The 21,566-nt window shown below is 71.0% G+C and carries 20 protein-coding genes and 1 pseudogene; 13 read left to right on the top strand and 8 right to left on the bottom strand.

Features of this window, described 5'->3' with window-relative positions; genetic code table 11:
• Nucleotides 1-432: 432 nt before the first annotated feature.
• The 5 genes from argC to VXC91_RS26730 are packed head-to-tail and all read left to right on the top strand — an operon-like array spanning nt 433 to nt 5,269.
• Nucleotides 433-1,461 (top strand): N-acetyl-gamma-glutamyl-phosphate reductase, encoded by a 1,029-nt coding sequence (gene argC, locus VXC91_RS26750; protein ID WP_329509892.1) that lies wholly within the window; start codon nt 433-435, stop codon nt 1,459-1,461.
• Nucleotides 1,458-2,609: a bifunctional glutamate N-acetyltransferase/amino-acid acetyltransferase ArgJ gene (gene argJ / locus VXC91_RS26745; RefSeq protein ID WP_329509891.1), complete on the top strand. Its 1,152-nt coding sequence runs from the start codon at nt 1,458-1,460 to the stop codon at nt 2,607-2,609. Before argC ends, argJ begins: the two co-directional genes overlap by 4 nt.
• Entirely contained in the window at nt 2,606-3,520 is a 915-nt protein-coding gene (gene argB, locus VXC91_RS26740) for an acetylglutamate kinase (RefSeq protein WP_329509890.1), read from the top strand. The genes argJ and argB overlap by 4 nt, the downstream gene beginning before the upstream one ends.
• On the top strand, nt 3,517-4,725 hold the full coding sequence (locus VXC91_RS26735; RefSeq protein ID WP_329509889.1) for an acetylornithine transaminase: 1,209 nt from the start codon (nt 3,517-3,519) through the stop codon (nt 4,723-4,725). The genes argB and VXC91_RS26735 overlap by 4 nt, the downstream gene beginning before the upstream one ends.
• 7 nt (nt 4,726-4,732) lie before the next feature.
• Nucleotides 4,733-5,269 (top strand): arginine repressor, encoded by a 537-nt coding sequence (locus tag VXC91_RS26730; protein WP_329509888.1) that lies wholly within the window; start codon nt 4,733-4,735, stop codon nt 5,267-5,269.
• A gap of 57 nt (nt 5,270-5,326) precedes the next feature.
• Here the strand turns inward: VXC91_RS26730 and VXC91_RS26725 are convergent, their stop codons facing one another.
• From VXC91_RS26725 to VXC91_RS26705, 5 genes and pseudogenes are all read right to left on the bottom strand, one after another.
• Complete coding sequence (locus VXC91_RS26725) at nt 5,327-6,064, bottom strand: FAD:protein FMN transferase (protein ID WP_408057482.1); 738 nt, start codon at nt 6,062-6,064, stop codon at nt 5,327-5,329.
• A 72-nt stretch (nt 6,065-6,136) separates the two neighbouring features.
• A pseudogene (locus VXC91_RS26720) lies at nt 6,137-6,589 on the bottom strand (FMN-binding protein); the annotation flags it as partial.
• Between the two features lie 29 nt (nt 6,590-6,618).
• A complete protein-coding gene (locus VXC91_RS26715; protein WP_329509901.1) occupies nt 6,619-7,956 on the bottom strand; it encodes a ferredoxin reductase family protein in 1,338 nt (445 codons plus the stop codon).
• Between the two features lie 124 nt (nt 7,957-8,080).
• Entirely contained in the window at nt 8,081-8,569 is a 489-nt protein-coding gene (locus tag VXC91_RS26710; protein ID WP_329509886.1) for an FMN-binding protein, read from the bottom strand.
• A gap of 7 nt (nt 8,570-8,576) precedes the next feature.
• Entirely contained in the window at nt 8,577-9,926 is a 1,350-nt protein-coding gene (locus VXC91_RS26705) for a ferredoxin reductase family protein (RefSeq protein ID WP_329509885.1), read from the bottom strand.
• Between the two features lie 205 nt (nt 9,927-10,131).
• Between VXC91_RS26705 and VXC91_RS26700 the strand changes: the two genes are divergently transcribed.
• Together VXC91_RS26700 and VXC91_RS26695 are read left to right on the top strand one after the other, a co-directional pair.
• Nucleotides 10,132-10,872, top strand: a complete 741-nt coding sequence (locus VXC91_RS26700; RefSeq protein WP_329509900.1) for a response regulator transcription factor — start codon at nt 10,132-10,134, stop codon at nt 10,870-10,872.
• A complete protein-coding gene (locus VXC91_RS26695) occupies nt 10,869-12,371 on the top strand; it encodes a HAMP domain-containing sensor histidine kinase (protein WP_329509884.1) in 1,503 nt (500 codons plus the stop codon). Before VXC91_RS26700 ends, VXC91_RS26695 begins: the two co-directional genes overlap by 4 nt.
• Here the strand turns inward: VXC91_RS26695 and VXC91_RS26690 are convergent.
• Nucleotides 12,331-13,059 (bottom strand): L,D-transpeptidase family protein, encoded by a 729-nt coding sequence (locus tag VXC91_RS26690; protein ID WP_329509883.1) that lies wholly within the window; start codon nt 13,057-13,059, stop codon nt 12,331-12,333. The two genes, VXC91_RS26695 and VXC91_RS26690, sit on opposite strands and share 41 nt — an antisense overlap.
• A gap of 3 nt (nt 13,060-13,062) precedes the next feature.
• Complete coding sequence (locus tag VXC91_RS26685) at nt 13,063-13,650, bottom strand: pyridoxamine 5'-phosphate oxidase family protein (protein WP_329509882.1); 588 nt, start codon at nt 13,648-13,650, stop codon at nt 13,063-13,065.
• Between the two features lie 383 nt (nt 13,651-14,033).
• Between VXC91_RS26685 and VXC91_RS26680 the strand changes: the two genes are divergently transcribed.
• The 3 genes from VXC91_RS26680 to VXC91_RS26670 all read left to right on the top strand — a co-directional run bounded on the left by VXC91_RS26680 (nt 14,034) and on the right by VXC91_RS26670 (nt 17,833).
• Entirely contained in the window at nt 14,034-15,230 is a 1,197-nt protein-coding gene (locus VXC91_RS26680) for an argininosuccinate synthase (RefSeq protein WP_329509881.1), read from the top strand.
• Between the two features lie 123 nt (nt 15,231-15,353).
• Nucleotides 15,354-16,787, top strand: coding sequence for an argininosuccinate lyase (argH, locus tag VXC91_RS26675; RefSeq protein ID WP_329509880.1), 1,434 nt, complete (start codon nt 15,354-15,356; stop codon nt 16,785-16,787).
• A gap of 74 nt (nt 16,788-16,861) precedes the next feature.
• Nucleotides 16,862-17,833 carry an aldo/keto reductase gene (locus tag VXC91_RS26670; protein ID WP_329509879.1) on the top strand — a complete coding sequence of 324 codons (972 nt, stop codon included), beginning with the start codon at nt 16,862-16,864 and terminating at the stop codon, nt 17,831-17,833.
• A gap of 410 nt (nt 17,834-18,243) precedes the next feature.
• Here VXC91_RS26670 and VXC91_RS26665 read toward each other — a convergent pair whose 3' ends face one another.
• Complete coding sequence (locus tag VXC91_RS26665; protein WP_329509878.1) at nt 18,244-18,915, bottom strand: lysophospholipid acyltransferase family protein; 672 nt, start codon at nt 18,913-18,915, stop codon at nt 18,244-18,246.
• A 341-nt stretch (nt 18,916-19,256) separates the two neighbouring features.
• Here VXC91_RS26665 and VXC91_RS26660 point away from each other — a divergent pair, with 341 nt between their 5' ends.
• The 3 genes from VXC91_RS26660 to VXC91_RS26650 all read left to right on the top strand — a co-directional run.
• Nucleotides 19,257-20,417, top strand: coding sequence for a glycerophosphodiester phosphodiesterase (locus tag VXC91_RS26660; RefSeq protein ID WP_329509877.1), 1,161 nt, complete (start codon nt 19,257-19,259; stop codon nt 20,415-20,417).
• Nucleotides 20,418-20,516: 99 nt separating this feature from the next.
• The gene (locus VXC91_RS26655) at nt 20,517-21,023 is read left to right on the top strand and encodes an RNA polymerase sigma factor (protein ID WP_329509876.1); all 507 of its coding nucleotides are present in this window, start codon (nt 20,517-20,519) and stop codon (nt 21,021-21,023) included.
• 45 nt (nt 21,024-21,068) lie between these two features.
• Nucleotides 21,069-21,566: GNAT family N-acetyltransferase (locus VXC91_RS26650; protein WP_329509875.1), on the top strand; the 498-nt coding region annotated here is incomplete at its 3' end.

Genomic DNA, 21,566 nt, shown 5'->3' with positions numbered 1-21,566 from the left:
GCGGGCGGCGAGGTCCGTCTGTGGGCGCCGGACCTCTCGGGCGCCGCGCGACTCAGCGGCGCCCGGACCCCCGGCGGACGGGGCTGTTCCGGTTCGACCACGGTCTCACCGAAATCGCCGCCATGGGTGCCGTCGGCATCGCGATCTGCCAAGGCCTTTGTCCCGTGTTCTTCGCTTGTTGCCCTGTTTCTCGGCAGAGCTCCGTTTTCCGTCAAGGCCGGATCTGTTTTCCTGAACCCGGGGTCCGTTCCGGGGGGCGGCCGTGTGGCGGGCATTGCTGTCACTGTCTCCGACCGCGGCCGCGCCCCGGTGACCTCCGCGTTTCCCGCAGGCTCGGGCCGCCCCCGTGGCGCGACACCGGGGATGCCCTCCCCGCGTATTGCATAAACGTGCATGACAACGTATAGTCATGCTATCCAGGAGGAGGGTTCCATGACGGTACGTGCGGCGGTGGCCGGAGCGAGCGGCTACGCGGGTGGGGAGCTGCTGCGTCTGCTTCTGGCGCATCCCGAGGTCGAGATCGGCGCCCTGACCGGGAACTCCAACGCCGGGCAGCGCCTCGGCGCGCTGCAGCCTCATCTGCTGCCCCTCGCCGATCGCATCCTCGAGGAGACCAGCCCTGCCGTGCTCGCCGGGCACGACGTCGTCTTCCTCGCGCTGCCCCACGGGCAGTCGGCCGCCGTCGCCGAACAACTCGGGCCGGACGTGCTCGTGATCGACATGGGCGCCGACTTCCGGCTGAAGGACGCGGCCGACTGGGAGAGGTTCTACGGGACTCCGCACGCCGGGACGTGGCCCTACGGCCTCCCCGAACTGCCGGGTGCCCGCGCGGCGCTGGAGGGGTCCAAGCGCATCGCGGTGCCCGGATGCTACCCGACCGCCGCCTCGCTCGCGCTCTTCCCGGCCTATGCCGCGGGACTCGCCGAGACCGAGGCCGTGATCGTCGCCGCCTCCGGCACCTCCGGAGCCGGCAAGTCGCCCAAGCCGCATCTGCTCGGCAGCGAGGTCATGGGGTCGATGTCGCCGTACGGCGTCGGTGGCGTGCACCGGCACACCCCCGAGATCATGCAGAACCTCGGCGCGGCCGCAGGCGCGGCCGTCTCCGTCTCCTTCACGCCGACCCTCGCCCCGATGCAGCGCGGCATCCTGGCCACCTGCAGCGCCAAGGCCGGGCCGGGCGTCACCGCCGAGTCCGTCCGTGCCGCCTACGAGAAGGCTTTCGCCGACGAGCCCTTCGTCCACCTCCTGCCGGAGGGGCAGTGGCCCGCCACCGCGTCCGTCTACGGTTCCAACGCCGTTCAGCTGCAGGTCGCATACGACGCCGCCGTGCACCGCATCATCGCGATCAGCGCCATCGACAACCTGACCAAGGGCACCGCGGGCGGTGCCGTCCAGAGCATGAACATCGCCCTCGGACTCGACGAGACCACCGGGCTTTCCACGATCGGAGTCGCACCGTGAGCGTCACCGCTGCCAAGGGGTTCACCGCCTCAGGCATCGCCGCAGGCATCAAGGCGAGCGGCAACCCGGACCTGGCCCTCGTGGTCAACAACGGGCCCCGCCGCGCCGCCGCGGGGGTCGTCACGTCCAACCGCGTGAAGGCCGCGCCGGTGCTGTGGTCGGAGCAGGTCCTCAAGGCCGGCCAGGTCTCCGCGGTCGTCCTCAACTCCGGCGGCGCCAACGCCTGCACGGGGCCCAGGGGCTTCCAGGACGCGCATGCCACGGCCGAGAAGGTCGCGGACGTCCTCGGCCGGGGTGCCATCGAGGTCGCCGTCTGCTCCACCGGACTCATCGGCGTCCCGCTCCCGATGGACAAGCTCCTGCCGGGCGTCGAGAAGGCCGCAGCCCAGCTGTCCGAGCACGGCGGCGAGAAGGCCGCCATCGCCATCAAGACCACCGACACCGTCCACAAGACCTCCGTGGTGACCGGGGACGGCTGGACCGTCGGCGGCATGGCCAAGGGGGCGGGCATGCTCGCGCCGGGCCTGGCCACCATGCTCGTCGTGGTGACCACGGACGCCGACGTCGAGACGGAGACGCTGGACAGGGCCCTGCGTGCCGCCACCGAGGTCACCTTCGACCGCCTCGATTCCGACGGCTGCATGTCCACCAACGACACCGTGCTGCTGCTCGCCTCCGGGGCGTCCGGCGTCGCCCCGGAGCACGAGGAATTCGCCGAGGCCGTGCGGGAGGTCTGCGCCGACCTCGGCCGGCAGCTCATCGGCGACGCCGAGGGCGCCAGCAAGGACATCAAGGTTGAGGTGATCAACGCGGCGAGCGAGGACGACGCCGTCGAGGTGGGCCGCTCCATCGCCCGCAACAACCTCCTCAAGTGCGCGATCCACGGCGAGGACCCCAACTGGGGCCGCGTCCTGTCGGCGATCGGCACCACACGGGCCGCTTTCGAGCCCGACCAGCTCAACGTGGCCATCAACGGCGTCTGGGTCTGCAAGAACGGCTCCCTGGGCGAGGACCGCGCGCTCGTCGACATGCGTTATCGCGAGGTGCACATCGTCGCCGACCTCGCCGCGGGCTCCGAGACCGCCACCATCTGGACCAACGACCTCACCGCCGACTACGTCCACGAGAACAGCGCCTACTCCTCATGAGCAACGGAACGACCCGTAAGCACACCGCGCTGCCCAAGGCTCAGATCCTCATCGAGGCTCTGCCCTGGCTGACCCGGCACCACGGCAAGACGATCGTCATCAAGTTCGGCGGCAACGCCATGGTGAACGAGGAGCTGAAGGCCGCCTTCGCCCAGGACGTCGTCTTCCTGAGGCACGCCGGCCTCAGGCCGGTCGTCGTGCACGGCGGCGGCCCGCAGATCAGCGCCGCACTCGACAGGCACGGCATCGTCAGCGAGTTCAAGGCGGGTCTGCGTGTCACCACCGAGGAGGCCATGGACGTCGTGCGCATGGTGCTGGCCGGGCAGGTGCAACGCGAGCTGGTCGGGCTGCTCAACCAGCACGGCCCGCTCGCCGTCGGACTGACCGGCGAGGACGCGCACACCATCACCGCCACCAAGCACCATCCCCGGATCGACGGCGAGTTGGTCGACATCGGGCGGGTGGGCGAGATCACCGCGATCGACACGGGCGCGATCGAGGCGCTGCTCGCCGACGGCCGCATCCCGGTCGTCTCGTCGATCGCCAGGAGTCAGGACGACGGACATGTCTACAACGTCAATGCTGATACGGCGGCTTCGGCACTCGCTGCGGCACTGGGCGCCGAAACCCTCATGGTCCTCACGGACGTCGAGGGTCTCTACGAGGACTGGCCCCACAGCGACGAGGTGATCAGCCGCCTCACCGCGTCCCAGCTGGAGAAGCTGCTGCCGGAACTGTCCTCCGGCATGGTGCCGAAGATGGAGGGCTGCCTGTACGCCGTACGCAACGGCGTCAACACCGCCCGCGTCATCGACGGTCGAGTTCAGCACTCGATCCTGCTGGAGATCTTCACCGACGAGGGCATCGGCACGATGGTGCTGCCCGACGAGCACGAGGGGGACGACGCATGACGGGAACGACGGCCAACCAGGAGCTTACCCAGCGGTGGCAGGGTGCGCTCATGAACAACTACGGCACGCCGCGGCTCCCCCTCGTCCGCGGCGAGGGCGCGAGACTGTGGGACGCCGACGGCAGGGAGTACCTTGACTTCGTCGGCGGCATCGCCGTGAACGCGCTCGGCCACGCCCACCCCGCGGTCGTCGAGGCCGTCAGCCGGCAGATCGCCTCGCTCGGCCACGTCTCGAACCTGTTCATCGCCGAACCGCCCGTCGTCCTCGCCGAGCGCCTGCTGCATCTCTTCGGCCGGGACGGCAAGGTCTTCTTCTGCAACTCCGGCGCCGAGGCCAACGAGGGAGCCTTCAAGATCGGCCGGCTGACCGGGCGCACCCACATGGTCGCCACCGACGGCGGCTTCCACGGCCGCACCATGGGCGCCCTCGCGCTCACCGGCCAGCCCGGCAAGCAGGCACCGTTCCTGCCGCTGCCCGGTGACGTCACGCACGTCCCGTACGGCGACGCCCAGGCCCTGGCCGCCGCGGTCACCGAGGACACCGCCCTTGTGATCATCGAGCCGATCCAGGGCGAGAACGGTGTCGTCGTCCCGCCCGCCGGATATCTGAAGGCGGCCCGTGCGATCACCGCCGCCACCGGGGCGCTGCTCGTCCTCGACGAGGTGCAGACGGGTGTCGGTCGTACCGGGCACTGGTTCGAGTACCAGGCCCACGAGGGTGTCCTGCCGGACGTGGTCACGCTCGCCAAGGGCCTCGGCGGCGGGCTGCCGCTCGGTGCCACCGTCGCCTTCGGCCGGGCCGCCGGACTGCTCCAGCCCGGACAGCACGGCACGACCTTCGGCGGCAACCCCGTCGCATGCGCGGCCGGCCTCGCCGTCCTCGACACCATCGCGGCCGAGGGACTGCTGGAGCATGTGAAGCGCCAGGGGGAGAGGCTGCGGGAGGGAATCGAGTCGCTGGGCCACCCACTCGTCGGGCAGGTCCGGGGCTCGGGTCTGCTCCTGGGTATCGTGCTCACCGAGCCGCTGGCGCAACCGGCGCAGCAGGCGGCTCAGGACGCCGGTCTCCTGGTGAACGCGCCCGCCCCGAACGTCGTACGGCTGATGCCGCCGCTGAACCTCGGCGACGACGAGGTGGAGGCGTTCCTCCGGGCGCTTCCCGGCGTCCTCGACGCAGTGAACGGGGACGGACGATCCGGAGAATGAGACGACGATGAGCCAGGCGCAGGACCACGAGGCCGCTGGGCCCTCCGTGCCGCAGACCCGCACCGCACGCCACCGCCGGATCGTGGACATCCTCAACCGGCAACCGGTGCGCTCCCAGAGCCAGTTGGCGAAGCTCCTCGCCGACGACGGGCTGAACGTCACCCAGGCGACGCTCTCCCGGGACCTGGACGAGCTGAACGCGGTGAAGATCCGCAATACCGACGGCGACCTCATCTACGCGGTCCCCAGCGAGGGCGGCTTCCGCACCCCTCGCGCGCCGCTGGGTGAGTCGGCCAAGGAGGAGCGGATGCGGCGCCTGTCGCAGGAACTGCTGATCTCCGCGGAGGCCTCCGCCAACCTCGTGGTCCTGCGTACGCCGCCGGGTGCGGCCCAGTTCCTGGCCTCGGCCATCGACCAGGCGGAACTGCACGACATCCTCGGCACGATCGCGGGCGACGACACGGTGCTGCTGATCAGCCGTGATCCGAGCGGAGGCCAGGCGCTGGCGGACCACCTGCTGCGGCTGGCCCAGAACCACCACTGAGACCGGGAGGAGGGCACACCGGAGACCGCTGTGCCCTCCTTGGTGCGCCGGCACGGTTCAGCCCAGGTGTGCCGCCAGCCCTCCCGTGCACCGCACCTCGCTCCCAGTCGTGATCAGCAGCGCTTCCACGTCCGGCAGCGACTCCAGCCAGGCCGGCGCCTGCCGCGAGCCCATCGCGAAGGCCGCCGTCGCCCAGGCGTCCGCCCAGGTCAGCCGGGGACCCACCACGGTCACCGCCACCAGGTCGGTCACGGCCGACCTGCCGGTGCGCGGATCCACGATGTGGGCGCCGCGCTCCGCGGTTCCCGAGGTGGCCACGGCCAGTTCGCGGGCGCCGGCCGCGGAGACCACCGCCGCGAGCCCGCCGGGAAACAGCGGATCCGCTATGCCGACCCGCCAGGGGCGGTGCGGCCCGGGCATGCCGTACATCTGCACATCACCGCCGCCGTTGACGCTCACCCCCTCGGCCCCGGTCGCCGCCAGGTGCCGGGCCGCGCGTTCGACGGCCCAGCCCTTCACGATCCCGGTCGGGTCGATCCGTCCCTCGTACCGCGTGCTGAACCAGCCGTTGCTGAGCCGCTCCGCCTCGGCTCCCAGCGCGAGGACCTCGGCGACCTCCGGATCGCACTGCTCGACGGTCACCTCGCCCCGGGCCAGCCGCGAGACCTGGCTGTCCTCCCGGTAGGTGCTGAACACCTCGTCCACGCGGTGCAGCCCGGCGATCGCCTCCTCCAGCGCGGTCCGCACGGCCTCGGGCTCACCACCGCGCACGTCGAAGGAGACGACGGTCCCCATCACCTCTTCCGCGTGGCGCAGCGCGGGCGGTGCCCCGGCGGGGTCGGTCACCTGGTCGACCACTCAGCCACCGGCCTTGTCGAGGGCCGACTGCAGTGACTGCTTGTACCCGCCGCTCGTATACGTGGCGCCCGAGACCGCGTCGATGTCCGCACTCTGCGCGGCGACGGCCGCCTGGTTCAGCTTGGGTACCGCCAGCGCGGTCTTCTCGTCGCTGACCCCGCCCTTGGGTGCCTGCACGGCCTCGGCCTTGGTGATCTTCCCGCCGCTGACGGTCAGGCGGACCTGGACGGCGCCGTACTGCGTCTGGGCCACGTCGCCGGTGACGGTCTGGGTGCCCGTCCGCTGCCCGCTGCCGCCCGGCGGCGACTCCCGGGCCGCCGCGGACTGCTTCGGTGGGATTCCGCCCGCGGCGTGAGCCTGGGCCGGATCCGACGCCGGCTTCAGCGACAGCAGCAGCACGATCCCGGACACCGTGGCGGCGCTGGCGAGTACGGCACGCCGAAGGGGGTGACTCTTCCTCATCGCTCCCAAAGCTCCTGATTCCCCGTCGCTCACATCTCGAACGACTCGTGATGGATGCGGCGGGCAGGGACCCCCGCGCCGCGCAGTGCCTCGTACACGTGCTGCGCGAAGCCGGGCGGTCCGCACATGAAGACGTCGTGCCGATCGATGTCCGGCAGCTTGCGCCGAAGGGTCTCCGCGGAGATGTCCGGACGCTCCCCGTCCGGGCTGTTGACGGCGTACATGAGCCGGGCGCCGCGCTCCTCGGCGATCTGGGCCAGCTCGTCCCACAGGGCCAGATCCTGCGTGCTGTTGGCCCGGTACAGGAGCGTCAGGTCGCCCGCGGCGCCGGGCAGCGTCTCGAACAGCGCCCGCATCGGAGTGATGCCGACGCCGCCGGCCACCAGCAGCACCTTGCCGCGGCTGCGCCGATCGGCGGTGAGCGCCCCGTAGGGGCCCTCCGCCCACACCCGGGTGCCGGGTCGCAGGTCACGCAACGCCGAGCTGTGGTCGCCGATCGCCTTGACCGTGATGCGGAGCATGTTGGGGCGGGGCGCCGCCGACAGCGAGTAGGGATGCGAGCTGAAACGCATGCCGGGAGCGAGGAACCGCCAGCGGAAGAACTGACCGGCCGCCGCGCCCATGCGGTGCAGCTTCCGGCCGGTCATCAGGACCGAGACGATGCCGGGCGTCTCCTCGATGACCGCCTCGACCCGCAGCCGGTGGCGCAGGTTCAGCCGGATCGGGGTGATGATCCGGTACCAGATCACCAGCGCGGTCACCGATCCGTACAGCGCGTACCAGGCCGTCTTCGCCTCCGGCTGGGCGGCGAACTCGTTGCCTGTCGACAACTGGTGCCAGAACGACAGGTAGGTGGCGGCGTAGGTGAGCAGATGGACGTGGTACCAGAGGTCGTACGAGATCCGGCGCCTGATCGGGCCGATCGAGATCAGCCCGATCAGCACCAGCAGACCCGTGCCGATGGCGGCCTTGCCCACGTCCGGCAGCTGGTTGATCGATTCGATGGTCTGCTGCACGATCCCGCCCAGCCCCTTGCCGGACTGAAGCGCGTAGCCCCACATCGTCAGGAAGAGGTGGGCGAGGACGAGGCAGATGGTGTACCTGCCGGTCATCGCGTGCCAGCGGGCGACCCGGTCGGAGCCGACCCGGCGCTCCAGCGCGGGCACGCGTGCCATCTGCAGCACGACCAGCGCCATCAGATAGCCGGCGAGCAGGCCGGTGATCCGCCCCGCATTGAGTATCCGGCTGGTGTTGTCGGCGATGGACGGGGTGTTCATCCACCACAGCCAGATGACGCCCGCCGCCCCCGCCCAGAGGGCGACCAGCAACGGCACGGCAGGGGAGCGGCGTGGGCGGATGGCGCGCATCGTCTGGCGCCGCGCGGCGCGGCCACCGGCGATCGTGGACACGGTCTCCTCCGTGTTCCTCCGTGGGACGGGTGAGGCCAGTGGCCCCCTTGGCCCAGAGGTACGTGACGGAACCTCTGTGCGTTCAACTCCTCACGGAGTCCAACGCCGACTGGAGCGACTGCTGGTAACCCTGGCTCGTGTACGTGGCCCCCGAGACCATGTCGATGTTCGCGCTCTGCGCGGCCAGCGCCTCCCGCCGCAGCTGCGGGACGGCGTAGCTGTTGATCTCCTGATCCCTCGGGCTCTCCTGCGGGTACGTCACCGCGGTCGCATCGGTGAGCTTGCCGTTCTTCACCTTGATCCGGACCTGGACGGGGCCGTAGCGGGTCTGGACTGAATCGCCGGTGGCGGTCTTCGTACCGGCCGTCGCCGCCCCGCCGGACCTGCTCGAGTCACCGGATCCGCCGGATCCGGCCGGCACGCTCGCACTGCTCGACGGGGCGGGACCGGCCGCGGCCATCCGGGGAGTGGTGTGCGGCTTCATCGACAGCAGCAGCACCATCCCGGAGACGGTGGCGGCGCTCGCAAGCACGATCCGCCGCAGCGGGCTCTTCCTCTTCAACGCGTGCATCTCGGCCTCACAGCTCGAACGACTCGTGGTGGATACGGCGGTCGGGGACGCCGGCGGCACACAGCGCCTCGTACATGGCCTCGGCGAACGCGGGCGGCCCGCACAGGTAGACGTCGTGGCCCGTCAGTTCCGGCACGGCGGAGAGCAGGGCGCCGGACGTCAGTTGCGGGCGCGCGCCGTCCTCGCCGTTGAGGGCGTACAGCACCCGTGCGCCGCGCCACCGGCCGATCGCCTCCAACTCCGCGCCCAGGGCCAGGTTCTGCGCCGATCGTGCCCGGTACAGCAGGGTCACCTCGCCCGGTAGCGTCTCGAACAGGGCGCGCAGCGGTGTGATCCCGACGCCGCCCGCGATCAGCAGCGACTTGCCGGTGGACCCCCGCTCGGCGGTCAGCGATCCGTAGGGGCCCTCCGCCCACACCCGGGTGCCCGGGCGCAGCAGGGCCACCGACCCGCTGTGGTCACCCAGTGCCTTGACGGTGATGCGCAGCCGGGTCCGGCTGGGTGGGGCCGACAATGAGTACGGCGTGGACGTCCAGCGCAGGCCGCCGGTGAGGAACCGCCACCGGAAGAACTGTCCGGGCCGGGCACCCAGGTCGTCCAGGCGCCGCCCCCGCATGACGACGGACCACACGCCCGGCGCCTCCTGGTGCACCGTCTCCACCCGCAGCCGGTGGCGCAGGTTGAGCCGCACCGGGGTGAGGACCCGGAACCACACCGCGACGGCCGCCACGCCCAGATACAGCGCATACCAGGCGGCCCGGGCCACCGCGTTCCCGATGAACTCCGCGCCCAGCGCGAGCTGGTGGCCGAAGGCGAGGAAGACCGCCCCGTACGTCAGCAGGTGTACGGCGTACCAGAATTCGTGGCCGACCCGGCGGCGGACGGCGCGCGCAGAAGTGATGCCCACGGCGAACAGGACGAGCGTGCCGAGGGTGGCCTTGAGCATCTCCGGGTAGTGCAGCACCACCGTGACGGTCTCGTGCACGATCGAGGCCCGGTCCTGGGCGGCGTACCCGGCCAGGACCAGCACGATGTGCGCGACCAGCAGACAGACCGTGTACCGCCCGGCCATCGCGTGCCAGCGGGCCACCCGGTCCGAGCCGATGCGCCGCTCCAGGAGCGGTACACGGGCCATCAGCCCGACCAGGACCGCGCAGGAGTAGCCGCACAGCAGCCCGGCGATCCGTCCGGCCCCGAGCAGCCATCCGGCCGTGCCCACCACGGAGCCGGTGTCCTGCCACCACAGGGCGACCACAGCGGCCGCCCCGGCCCACAGCAGAACCAGCACCGGACCCGCCGGGGAACGCCTGAGGACCGGTGGCACGAGCGGTGTCTGCTGCTGGTGCACCGTGGTCATGGTCGGTTCCTTTCCTGCATCGAGGACGCAACTGTGCAGGTGGAACTTCTGAGGCGGCTCTGAGGACTCTGAGCCTGCCCTCAGGGAACCAGGGGGAGCGGCCCTGGGCAGGGAACTCACGGCGGACGTGCCAGGGCACTCATAGCGAACTCAGAGGGACCGGCGCCGCCGACCGCTCGTGGGAGGAGGGATGCTGGTAAGCGCCATGACCACACCCCGCTCCGGCCGCCCCGCCCTCGCCCGCCCCGACGGCACACCCCTGCGCGTCCTCGTTGTCGACGACGATCCGGACCTTGCCGAGGTGCTGTCCGGGGCCCTGCGTTACGAGGGCTGGGAGGTGCGTGCGGCCGGCGACGGGGGCACGGCCGTCGCCGAGGCCCGGGACCTCATGCCCGACGCCGTCGTCCTGGACGTGATGCTCCCCGACACCGACGGTTTCGGCGTGCTGCGCTCGCTGCACACCGTGAAACCCGACGTGTGCGTGCTCTTCCTCACCGCGCGGGACGCCGTCGAGGACCGCATCGCCGGCATCACGGCGGGCGGCGACGACTACGTGACCAAGCCCTTCAGCCTGGAGGAGGTCGTTGCCCGGCTGCGCGGGCTGCTGCGGCGCGCCGGCATGGCCCGGCAACTGGAGGAGGGTCCCCGGCTCTGCGTCGGGGACCTCGTCATGGACGAGGAGGCCCGCGAGGTGACCCGGTCCGGCGAGCTGATCGAACTGTCGCCCACCGAGTTCGAACTGCTGCGCTTTCTGATGCGCAACCCGAGGCGCGTCCTCAGCAAGGCACAGATCCTCGACCGGGTGTGGTCGTACGACTTCGGCGGCCAGGCCCATGTCGTGGAGCTGTACATCTCCTATCTGCGCAAGAAGGTGGACGCGGGCCGTGAACCCATGATCCACACGGTGCGCGGGGCCGGATATCTGCTCAAGCCGGTGACTCGGTGAGGTCCGTGCTCCGTGCCGTGCTGCGGCTGCTGCGGCGCCTGCCACGGCCGCGCACGCTGCGGGCCAGGCTGACCGCCGGGCTCGTCGTTCTGCTGGCGCTCAGCTGTGCCGCGGTCGGGGTGGCCGTGGTGGTAGAGCTCGGCGGATTCCTCACCGGCCGGCTCGACCAGCAGCTGCGCGACGTCGGCCCGCGTTTCCCGGCGAGCCTGGAGCACGGCCTCGACAGACCCTCGGACCACGACGGCGACGAGCACGGCGACACCCGTAAGCAGTCCGCCGGTACCTTCGGCGCCCGGCTGGTCGGCGCGACGGTCACCAACGCGGCGGTGGTCCGCCCCGGCAACGACACCGCCGGTCTGACGGCCCCGCTGAACAAACAGGACAAGCACACGCTCGCCGCGGTCCCCGCGGACGGCGGAGGGCACAGCGTGCGGCTGTCGTCCCTCGGCGAATACCGCCTGATGGCGACCAGGGGCCTGGACGGCGACGTGCTCATCACCGGGCTCCCCCTCGAACCGGTGGAGTCCGCGGTGCACCGGCTGGAGTTCGTCTCCGCCGTCGTCTTCGGCGCGGCCCTCGCGGTCACCGGTGTCGCGGGCGCCGTCTGGGTGCGCTGTTCCCTGCGGCCCCTGAGCCGGGTCGCCGCGACCGCCACCCGGGTCAGTGAGCTCCCGCTCGCCAGCGGCGAGGTCGCGCTGCCGCTGCGGGTCCCCGAGAACGAGCCGCGCAGTGAGGTGGGCCGGGTCGCCACCGCCTTCAACCGCATGCTCGGCCACGTCGAGGACGCGCTGACCAAGCGGCACGCCAGTGAGGAACGGCTGCGCAGCTTCGCCGCCGACGCCAGCCACGAACTGCGCACACCGGTCGCCTCGGTCCGCGGTCACGCGGAGCTGGCGCTGCTGCACCCGGGTCCGGTGCCGGCAGAGGTGACCCGCGCCCTGGAACGGATCGCCGCGGAGTCCGCACGCATGGGGGAGATGGTGGACGATCTGCTGCTCCTGGCCCGGCTGGACGCGGGGCGGCCCTTGGAGCGGCGCCCCGTCGACCTGACCCGCCTGGTGCTGGACGCGGTGACCGACGCGCGCGCGGCCGGTCCCGGTCACCGCTGGACACTGGAACTGGCCGAGGAGCCGGTGACCGTGACGGGCGATGCGCACCGCCTTCACCAGGTGCTGGCCAACCTGCTGGCCAACGCGCGTCTGCACACGCCCGAGGGCACTCAGGTGACCGTCTCGCTCAAGACGGCCGGGACGACGGCCGTCCTCGAGGTCCACGACGACGGCCCCGGCGTCCCCGACGACATCCGGCCGGGCGCCTTCGAGCGCTTCACCCGGGCCGACCACCGCCGCCGCCCGGACAACCACGGCGGCGCAGGGCTCGGCCTGTCGATCGTGGCGGCGGTGGCGGAGGCGCACGGGGGGAGCGTGGAGCTGACCGGCCGCCCGGGATCGACGACGTTCACCGTGCGGCTGCCCGCGGGGCCGGCTGGTGGCGAGTGATGCCGGTCGCTCCGCCCGGCGTCCCGATGGCGATGTGCGGCCTCCGGGACGGATCCGCCCACTCGAGGATCCGCCGCATTGCGTCCCTGGGCACCGACACGCAACCCGCCGTGGCCCCCTTGCCGTTGACGTGCAGGAAGATGCCGGCGCCACGCCCCCGCACCGGCTGGTCGTAGTTGAAGCCGATGACGAGGGCGTACGCGTACTGGGGATCGAAGGTGATCAGATGCTCCGCCTCGGTGGCGCGGCAGTCCGCCGGGAGGGGCTCCCTCCAGCGGTTGTAGGAGGCGGATTCGTCGTCCTGGCACCACCACGAGGTCCGGTGGACCGGGCGGTACGGCGCCTTGGTGCCCGGGGGCGCGGCTTTGATGCCGAACGCGTACGGCAGGTCGTACAGGCCCGTCGGCGTCGTGTTCGTGCCCTGTCGTCGTGAGCCGCCCTCGGCGAGCCCCTTCGCGCCGAAGCGCGCGGCCGCCGCACCGGCCTTGAGCCACCGCCCGCCCTGGCGGTCCCACCAGGTGACCGTGCCCGACGTCGCGGCGGCCGTGGGTGCTTCCGCCGTGATCAGCTGGGTGCCGCCGCCGGTGTCCGTCATCCGCTCCGGCAGCGGCACCTCGTCGGCGGCGCCGGGTGTGGCGGCGAGCAGGAGGAGAGTGGCGGAGGCGAGGGCGACGACACCGGAGCGCATGGCTCAGAACGTAGAGGGCGGCAGCGGCAACGGCAGTCCCGGCAGGCCGTCCAGGCTGGATTCGATGTGGGCTTTCCCCCTGAAGTAGTCATTCAGGGAGGCGTCGTCCTCCCGCGCGAACCGCCTGCCGTGCAGATCGCGGTCCTCTTCGTACGCCATGAAGGGCACCGCGTAGCCGCAGGTGTCGCGGATGAGCCGGGCCGTCACGACGATGATCGCCCGCAGGCCGTGGGGAGACGGGTCGATGTCCGGGAAATGGGTGAGGAGTTCCGTGAAGCGGGGGTCGTCGCGGAAGACCGGCTCACCGTCGCCGTGCACCCGCACGATGTTCGGCGGTCCCTGGAAGGCGCACCACATGAGGGTGATCCGGCCGTTCTGCCGCAGGTGGGCGATGGTCTCGGCATTGCTTCCGGCGAAGTCGAGATAGGCGACGGTCCGCTCGTCGACGACGGCGAACGAGCCCTTGAGCCCCTTGGGGGAGAGATTGATCGTGCCGTCCCCCGACAGCGGAGCGGTGGCGGTGAAGAAGAGGGGTTGCGCCTCGATGAACGTACGCAGCCTGCCGTCGATGCGTTCGTAGGTCTTTCCCATGTCGACGATGATGAGGGAAATTCTTTCGACTGTCTAAGGAATTGCGTTGTCCGGCCGCCACTGTCCGCCGTGCGCCCGTGACCGCCCGGCCGGCGCGCGGGGCGGGCACGGAGCCCGTCGCGTCGCGCGGTGAGCGTGCAGGCAACCAGGCGGACTGCTGTGCCGCACGGTGCGGTCAGGAGTGACCGCCGTGACGAACGCGGCGCCTGCGTTCGGCGAGGGATACGAGAGAGCGATCCGGATCGTTCAAACCTTTTGAAGGCTCCTTGCGAAACCCGGGTGCGCGCACCGGTCCTGTCGCGCCGCGGCGCCGCGGATTGACGAATCATGCATCGTCCTGCATACTCATGCATACCAGCGAATGCACTGTGAGGGAGAAACCCGTGACCGAGCGCGTCGTACTCGCCTACTCCGGCGGTCTGGACACCTCCGTCGCCATCGGCTGGATCGCCGAGGAGACGGGCGCCGAGGTCATCGCCGTTGCGGTCGACGTCGGCCAGGGCGGCGAGGACCTGGACGTCATCCGCAAGCGCGCGCTCGCCTGCGGTGCCGTCGAGGCCGAGGTCGCGGATGCCAAGGACGAGTTCGCCGACGAGTACTGCCTCCCGGCGATCAAGGCCAACGCCCTCTACATGGACCGGTACCCGCTGGTCTCCGCGCTGTCCCGGCCTGCGATCGTCAAGCACCTGGTCGCCGCGGCCGAGAAGCACGGCGCCACGACGGTCGCCCACGGCTGCACCGGCAAGGGCAACGACCAGGTCCGCTTCGAGGCGGGCATCGTCGCCCTCGCCCCCGACCTCAAGTGCATCGCCCCGGTCCGCGACTACGCGATGACCCGGGACAAGGCGATCGCCTTCTGCGAGGACAAGCAGCTCCCGATCGCCACCACCAAGAAGTCCCCGTACTCCATCGACCAGAACGTCTTCGGGCGCGCGGTCGAGACGGGCTTCCTGGAGGACATCTGGAACGCCCCGATCGAGGACATCTACGAGTACACCTCCAACCCGGCCGAGGCCCGCGAGGCCGACGAGGTGGTCATCACCTTCAAGGAGGGCGTCCCGGTCGCCATCGACGGCAGGCCCGTCACCGTCCTGCAGGCCGTCCAGCAGCTGAACGAGCGCGCCGGCGCCCAGGGCATCGGCCGGATCGACATGGTCGAGGACCGGCTCGTCGGCATCAAGTCCCGTGAGGTGTACGAGGCTCCGGGGGCGATCGCCCTGATCACCGCCCACCAGGAGCTGGAGAACGTCACCGTCGAGCGTGAACTCGCCCGCTACAAGCGGCAGGTCGAGCAGCGCTGGGGCGAACTGGTCTACGACGGCCAGTGGTTCTCCCCGCTCAAGCGTGCCCTGGACGGCTTCATCAACGAGTCCAACCAGCACGTCTCGGGCGACATCCGTATGACCCTGCACGGCGGCCGCGCGGTCGTCACCGGCAGGCGCTCCCAGGAGTCGCTGTACGACTTCAACCTCGCGACGTACGACACGGGTGACACGTTCGACCAGTCCGCGGCCAAGGGCTTCATCGACATCTACAGTCTGTCGTCGAAGATCGCCGCACGGCGTGATCTCGCAGGCTGAGGCCGACGCAGACCTGGCGTGACCGCCCGGGCCATCTCTCACGCACCAGCCTGACAGCCGCCTCCTCACGTGCCGAGAGTGGGGAGCCGGTCGCACATCGCCACCTTCGAGGAGCAACGCAGAGTGAGCAGCAACAGCGGTGACGTACGGCTCTGGGGCGGCCGTTTCGCCGACGGTCCCGCCGAAGCCCTGGCGAAGCTGTCCGCGTCCGTCCACTTCGACTGGCGCCTCGCGCCGTACGACATCGCCGGTTCCCGTGCCCACGCGCGCGTGCTGCGCAAGGCGGGGCTCCTCACCGACGACGAGTTGACGCGCATGCTCGACGGGCTCGACCGGCTGGAGGCCGACGTGGCCTCCGGCGAGTTCACCGGCACCGTCGCAGACGAGGACGTCCACACCGCGCTGGAGCGCGGGCTCCTGGAACGTCTCGGCCCCGACCTCGGCGGCAAGCTCCGCGCGGGCCGCTCCCGCAACGACCAGGTCGCCACGCTCTTCCGGATGTACCTGCGCGAGCACGCCCGCGTCATCGGCGGTCTGATCGCCGACCTCCAGGACGCCCTGGTGGGTCTGGCGGAGGCACATCCCGACGTGGCGATGCCCGGCCGTACGCATCTGCAGCACGCCCAGCCCGTGCTCTTCGCGCACCACGTTCTCGCCCATGTACAGGCCCTGTCCCGGGACGCCGAGCGGCTGCGCCAGTGGGACGAGCGCACGGCCGTGTCCCCGTACGGCTCGGGCGCGCTCGCGGGTTCCTCCCTGGGCCTCGACCCGGAGGCGGTCGCCACGGACCTCGGCTTCGAGCACGGCAGCTCGGCCAACTCCATCGACGGAACGGCCTCCCGCGACTTCGCCGCGGAGTTCGCCTTCGTCACCGCGATGATCGGGGTGAACCTCTCCCGCATCGCCGAGGAGGTCATCATCTGGAACACGAAGGAGTTCTCCTTCGTCTCCCTGCACGACGCCTTCTCCACCGGCTCCTCGATCATGCCGCAGAAGAAGAACCCGGACATCGCGGAACTGGCCCGCGGCAAGAGCGGGCGCCTCATCGGCAACCTGACCGGTCTCATGGCGACGTTGAAGGCGCTCCCCCTCGCCTACAACCGCGACCTCCAGGAGGACAAGGAGCCGGTCTTCGACTCCATCGACCAGCTGGAGGTGCTGCTCCCCGCCTTCACCGGCATGATGGCCACGCTGACCGTGCACCGCGAGCGCATGGAAGCGCTGGCCCCGGCCGGCTTCTCGCTTGCCACGGACGTCGCCGAGTGGCTGGTGAAGCAGGGCGTGCCGTTCCGCGTGGCGCACGAGGTCGCCGGCGAGTGCGTCAAGGCCGCCGAAGCGGAGGGCAAGGAGCTGGACGAACTCACGGACGAGCAGTTCGCGAAGATCTCCGCGCAGCTGACCCCCGAGGTGCGGACCGTCCTCAGCGTGCCTGGCGCCCTCGCCTCCCGCAACGGCCGCGGCGGCACGGCTCCCGACGCGGTCGCCGTCCAGCTCGCCGAGGTGAAGGCGGATGTGACCGCCCAGCACGAGTGGGCCGCCGCGAAGCGGAAGAAGTAGCAGGTCGCCCGTGTGAAGGGCGTCGCGGGTTAGGTTGGTCCGAGCCGCACGGAGCCGACCGAACGGAGCCCGCGATGCCCTTCGCACGCCTTGCCTCAGCGACGACTCCCACCTGCCACATCGGCCTGGGGCTGGCCGCCGTCGGCCGCCCCGGCTACATCAACCTCGGCCGCGAGCAGGACCTCCCGCCCGTGCGCAGCGTCGACGCGCTGCGCGGGCGCACCCATGAACTGCTGGACGCCGCCTACGCCCAGGGCGTCCGCTACTTCGACGCCGCCCGCTCCTACGGACGCGCCGAGGAGTTCCTCGCCGACTGGCTCCATGCCCGACCCGACATCGAGGACGTCGTCGTCGGCAGCAAATGGGGCTACGCCTACACCGCCGGCTGGAGCACCGACGCCGAGCAGCACGAGGTCAAGGATCACAGCGTCGCCACGTTCGAGCGGCAGCACGCGGAGACCGCGGCCCTGCTCGGTGACCGGCTCGATCTCTACCAGATCCACTCGCTGACCCCCGACAGCCCGGCCCTCACCGACAAGGAGCTTCACTCCAGGCTGGCCGAGGTCGCGGCCGAGGGCGTCACGATCGGATTCTCCACCAGCGGCCCGGCGCAGGCCGACACGATCCGCGCCGCGCTCGCCGTGACGGTCGACGGGGAGCCCCTCTTCCGTACCGTCCAGTCCACGTACAACCTGCTGGAGACCTCGGTCGCCTCCGCGCTCGCCGAGGCTCACGACGCCGGGCTCACCGTGCTCGTCAAGGAGGGCATGGCCAACGGACGACTGGCCGGCCCGCATGCGCCAAAGGCCCTGATGTCCGTGGCCGCGGACACCTCGCTCGGCTGTGACGCGATCGCCCTCGCCGTGATCCTGCGCCGCCCCTGGGCCGGTGTGGTCCTCTCCGGGGCGGCCACGGTCGATCAGCTCGGCTCCAACCTGCACGCCACCGTCGCCGACCTCGACGAGGAACAGCTCGCCCGCCTGGAGACCCTGGCCGAGGACCCGCGCGCGTACTGGGAGCGGCGCGGGCAGCTGCCCTGGCACTGAGATCCGCCCGAAAGCGACGTCGGTGAGACACACATGCAACCGGTGAGACGACTACGTCTCATCGCCGCCTCCGCGGTCTCGGGGATGGCGTACGAGCTCGCCGCGGCCCCGGGCATCGCCCTGCCACCGCCCGGGTGCTCCTCGCGTCGGCACGCCAGGCGTCCGTCGACGGCTTCACGCCGGCGACAGGAGTCGGTGCCGCGGTGCTTCTGGCGACGGCGGTGGCGGCGTGGTTCCTGCCGCGGGGACAGCGCCTGGGGGTTCATTGTCACGTCGGGGTCCGTACTCCGGCAGGGGCGCGGAGCCGCGACATCCCGCGGTTCCGCCGGCTGGGCGCCAGCTGGTCGCGACGTGGCCGCATTCGGCGCGGCGCGGCTCCCCGACGTCGGGCGGGTGCAGCGCGGTCTCCGCTACGCCGCCTTCGCCTTCGTGGCGTACATGTCGACGTACTCCTGCCCCGACAGACGCATGACCTCGGTCATCACGGAGTCGGTCACCGCCCGCAGCACATAACGGTCCCGGTCCATCCCCTCGTAGCGGGAGAACTCCAGCGCCTCGCCGAAGCGCACGGTCACCCTGCTCGGCCGGGGCATGCCGGCGCCGCCGGGCTGGATCTTGTCGGTGCCGATCATGGCGAAGGGAACCACGGGCGCGCCGGTCATCAGCGTCAGCCGGGCGATGCCGGTGCGCCCGCGGTACAGGCGGCCGTCGGGAGAACGCGTGCCCTCCGGGTAGATGCCGAAGACCTTGCCCTCCTCCAGGATCCGGCGGCCGGTCATCAGCGCCGCGACGCCGCCCTTGCCGCCGTCGCGGTCGACCGGGATCATGCCGACGCCCGTGAAGAACCAGGCCATCAGCCTGCCCTTGAGGCCCTTGCCGGTGACGTACTCGTCCTTGCCGATGAAGAAGACCTGACGGTCGCAGACCAGCGGCAGGATCATCGAGTCCATGAACGTCAGGTGGTTGCCGGCCAGGATGACCGGACCGTCGCCCGGGATGTGCTCCGCGCCCTCCACCTGTGGGCGGAACATCAGGCGCATGATCGGTCCGAGCACTGCCTTGATGAGCGCGAAGCGGGACAACAGGCCCTCCGGTGTCAAGGGATGCGGTTGGAGTCTGTGCAGGTGAGGACGATACTCGCGATGCCCGGTATGCAGCACATCGGGTCACGCGGAGGATACGCGTCGTCGACGACTGTTTACCTGCGGTGGCGTCGTGTTGCACGGTCGTCATCCGCCGTACGGGTGTGACGCACCTCGCGCCGACGCATGACGGGACGTCATGTCGGGTTCCCCCTGCCGCGTTTCTCATGCATCCGGCAGGACGGTTCCTGTCCGCCATGCGTTCCAGCGGACGTCGCCCGGCCGTCATGACCGCGCCCCTACGATCGACCCGCTTCGACAGATGCGGCGGGAGGGTACTGATGGGGACGCAGGGGTCGCACGAGCAGGGACGAGGGACGGGACGCCGGGCGCTGCTCGGGGCCGCGGTGCTCGGCGCGGGTGGAGCGGTCCTCGGGCTGCCCCGCGCCGCGAGCGCGGACGCGCGCCACGGCGGCGGACTGAAGAGCCTGCCCGTGCCCACGATGATCGGGCACCGCGGGGCCAGCGGCTACCGGCCGGAGCACACCTTCGGCTCCTACCAGCTTGCCCTCGACATGGGCGCGGACATCGTGGAGGCCGGCGACCTGGTGCCCACCAAGGACGGCCACCTCGTGTGTCGGCACGAGCCGGAGATCGGCGGGACCACCGACGTCGCCGACCACCCCGAGTTCGCCGGCCGCAGGACCACCAAGGTCCTGGACGGTGTCCCCACCACCGGCTGGTTCACCGAGGACTTCACGCTCGCGGAGCTGAAGACCCTGCGGGCCGTCGAGCGCATCCCCGCCACCCGCCCGCGCAACACGATCTACAACGGCCGGTGGGAGATCCCCACCTTCGAAGAGGTGCTCCGCTGGCAGGACGAGCAGACCCGCAGGCGCGGCAAGCAGGTGTGGATCTACCCCGAGACCAAGCACCCCACCTACTTCCGCAAGCTGGGCCTCGGAGTCGAGGAGCGGCTCGCCGCGATCCTGCGCAAGCACCGCAGGGACGGAAAGAACGCCCCGGTCATCGTCCAGTCCTTCGAGCCGACCAGCATCCAGCGCCTGAACAAGCTCGTCGACAACCCGCTCGTCGTGCTGCTGTCGGCCGCGAACACCCGCCCCTGGGACTTCGTCGAGACGGGCGACCCGCGCACCGTCGCCGACCTCGTCTCGCCGAAGGGCCTCAAGGAGATCGCGTCGTACGCGCAGGGCATCGGCCCGACCCTCGACCTGGTCATCCCGAAGGACGCCGGCGGCAACCTCACCAAGCCGTCCACGCTCGTCGCCGACGCGCACGCCGCGGGCCTGATCCTGCACCCGTACACGATGCGCAACGAGAACACCTTCCTGCCCGCGAACTTCATCCGGGGCACGGACCCGACGGCCTACGGTGACGTCTTCGGCGCCTTCAAGGCGTACTTCGCGACCGGCATCGACGGAGTCTTCACGGACAACGCCGACACCGGCCTGCTGGCCCGCGAGGACTTCCTGCGCCGCTGAGCGGCCGGAATACGTCAACACAAGATCCTCGCACCCCGGTTGGGGTGAATTACGGCCGCCCCGGCAACCCGTTGCCGGGGCGGCCGCGTCACGCCGCATATGACCCCCGAGATGCTCACGGCCCTGCGTCCCCTGCTCGCCGCCGAGGCTTCCGCGGAGGCGTACGCGTGCGGGATGGAACCGAACGATCTGGAACAGGCCGTGTGGCTGCGGCTGCTGGAGCGGCTGGAGGCGGACAGGCCGCCCGCCGACCCACAGGGCTGGCTGCGCCGAGCCGTCCGCTCCGAGGCGCGCCATGGGCGTCGCAGGGCCCGCCTCGAACTGCCGTACCGCATCGAGCCCGCCGACGACCTCCGCCCCGGTCCCGAGCAACAGGCGCTCATGGGGGCCCGCCGTCGGGCGCTGCACGCGGCGGTGCGCCGCCTTCCCGGCCGCTGCCCCCGCCTCGTCGCGGCGTTGCTGTCCCCACAGGACCTGACCTATCGGGAAATCGCGGGGGAGTTGGGTATCTCACAGGGCAGTCTCGGGCCGGAACGCTCCAAATGCCTGGGATGTCTACGGCGATTGCTGGCGCCGGAGGTTGCGGCCCGCGAACCGCGGGGATAGGAGTGAGGGACAACCGGCGATCAGGTGAGCGGGAGGCGTGCGCACATGGGCATGAGCGTGACCATCTCTGTGGCGACCGAGCGGGATGCCGAGCAGATCTTCAGGCTGCAGTACCTGTGCTTCCAGAGCGAGGCCGCGCTCTACGGCAACTACCGCATCGACCCGCTCGTCCAGAGCCTGGACTCGGTCCGTGAAGAGGTCGCCTCGGACTGCGTCTTCGTGGCGCGGCTGGGCGACGAGGTGGTCGGCTCGGTCCGCGGCAGCGTGACGGAGGACGGCGCCGCCTCCATCGGCAAGCTCTGTGTGCATCCCCGGCTCCAGGGCCACGGCATCGGAGCCCGGCTGCTGCGCGCGGCGGAGGAGGCGTTGGTGGAGGAGCGGGGCGCCAAGAAGTTCCGCCTCAGCACCGGCCACCGCAGCGAGGGCAACCTCCGCCTGTACCGCCGCGTCGGCTACGAGCGGGTCGGCACGTCCCAGGGCGACGACGGCGTCCCGATGATCGTCCTGGAGAAGGAGGTGCCGACGGGGTCGTACGCGACGACT

Source organism: Streptomyces chiangmaiensis (assembly GCF_036281785.1).
GTDB classification, from domain to species: domain Bacteria; phylum Actinomycetota; class Actinomycetes; order Streptomycetales; family Streptomycetaceae; genus Streptomyces; species Streptomyces chiangmaiensis.
The sequence above is the reverse complement of the archived record's forward strand: the minus strand, read 5'-3'. Positions and strand labels throughout refer to the sequence as shown.

Coding starts and splice junctions, on each gene's coding strand:
- argC (WP_329509892.1), top strand. CDS start 433: ATGACGGTACGTGCGGCGGTGGCCGGAGCGAGCGGCTACGCGGGTGGG.
- argB (WP_329509890.1), top strand. CDS start 2,606: ATGAGCAACGGAACGACCCGTAAGCACACCGCGCTGCCCAAGGCTCAG.
- VXC91_RS26735 (WP_329509889.1), top strand. CDS start 3,517: ATGACGGGAACGACGGCCAACCAGGAGCTTACCCAGCGGTGGCAGGGT.
- VXC91_RS26730 (WP_329509888.1), top strand. CDS start 4,733: ATGAGCCAGGCGCAGGACCACGAGGCCGCTGGGCCCTCCGTGCCGCAG.
- VXC91_RS26725 (WP_408057482.1), bottom strand. CDS start 6,064: ATGGGGACCGTCGTCTCCTTCGACGTGCGCGGTGGTGAGCCCGAGGCC.
- VXC91_RS26715 (WP_329509901.1), bottom strand. CDS start 7,956: ATGCGCGCCATCCGCCCACGCCGCTCCCCTGCCGTGCCGTTGCTGGTC.
- VXC91_RS26710 (WP_329509886.1), bottom strand. CDS start 8,569: ATGCACGCGTTGAAGAGGAAGAGCCCGCTGCGGCGGATCGTGCTTGCG.
- VXC91_RS26705 (WP_329509885.1), bottom strand. CDS start 9,926: ATGACCACGGTGCACCAGCAGCAGACACCGCTCGTGCCACCGGTCCTC.
- VXC91_RS26700 (WP_329509900.1), top strand. CDS start 10,132: ATGACCACACCCCGCTCCGGCCGCCCCGCCCTCGCCCGCCCCGACGGC.
- VXC91_RS26690 (WP_329509883.1), bottom strand. CDS start 13,059: ATGCGCTCCGGTGTCGTCGCCCTCGCCTCCGCCACTCTCCTCCTGCTC.
- VXC91_RS26685 (WP_329509882.1), bottom strand. CDS start 13,650: ATGGGAAAGACCTACGAACGCATCGACGGCAGGCTGCGTACGTTCATC.
- VXC91_RS26670 (WP_329509879.1), top strand. CDS start 16,862: ATGCCCTTCGCACGCCTTGCCTCAGCGACGACTCCCACCTGCCACATC.
- VXC91_RS26660 (WP_329509877.1), top strand. CDS start 19,257: ATGGGGACGCAGGGGTCGCACGAGCAGGGACGAGGGACGGGACGCCGG.
- VXC91_RS26655 (WP_329509876.1), top strand. CDS start 20,517: ATGACCCCCGAGATGCTCACGGCCCTGCGTCCCCTGCTCGCCGCCGAG.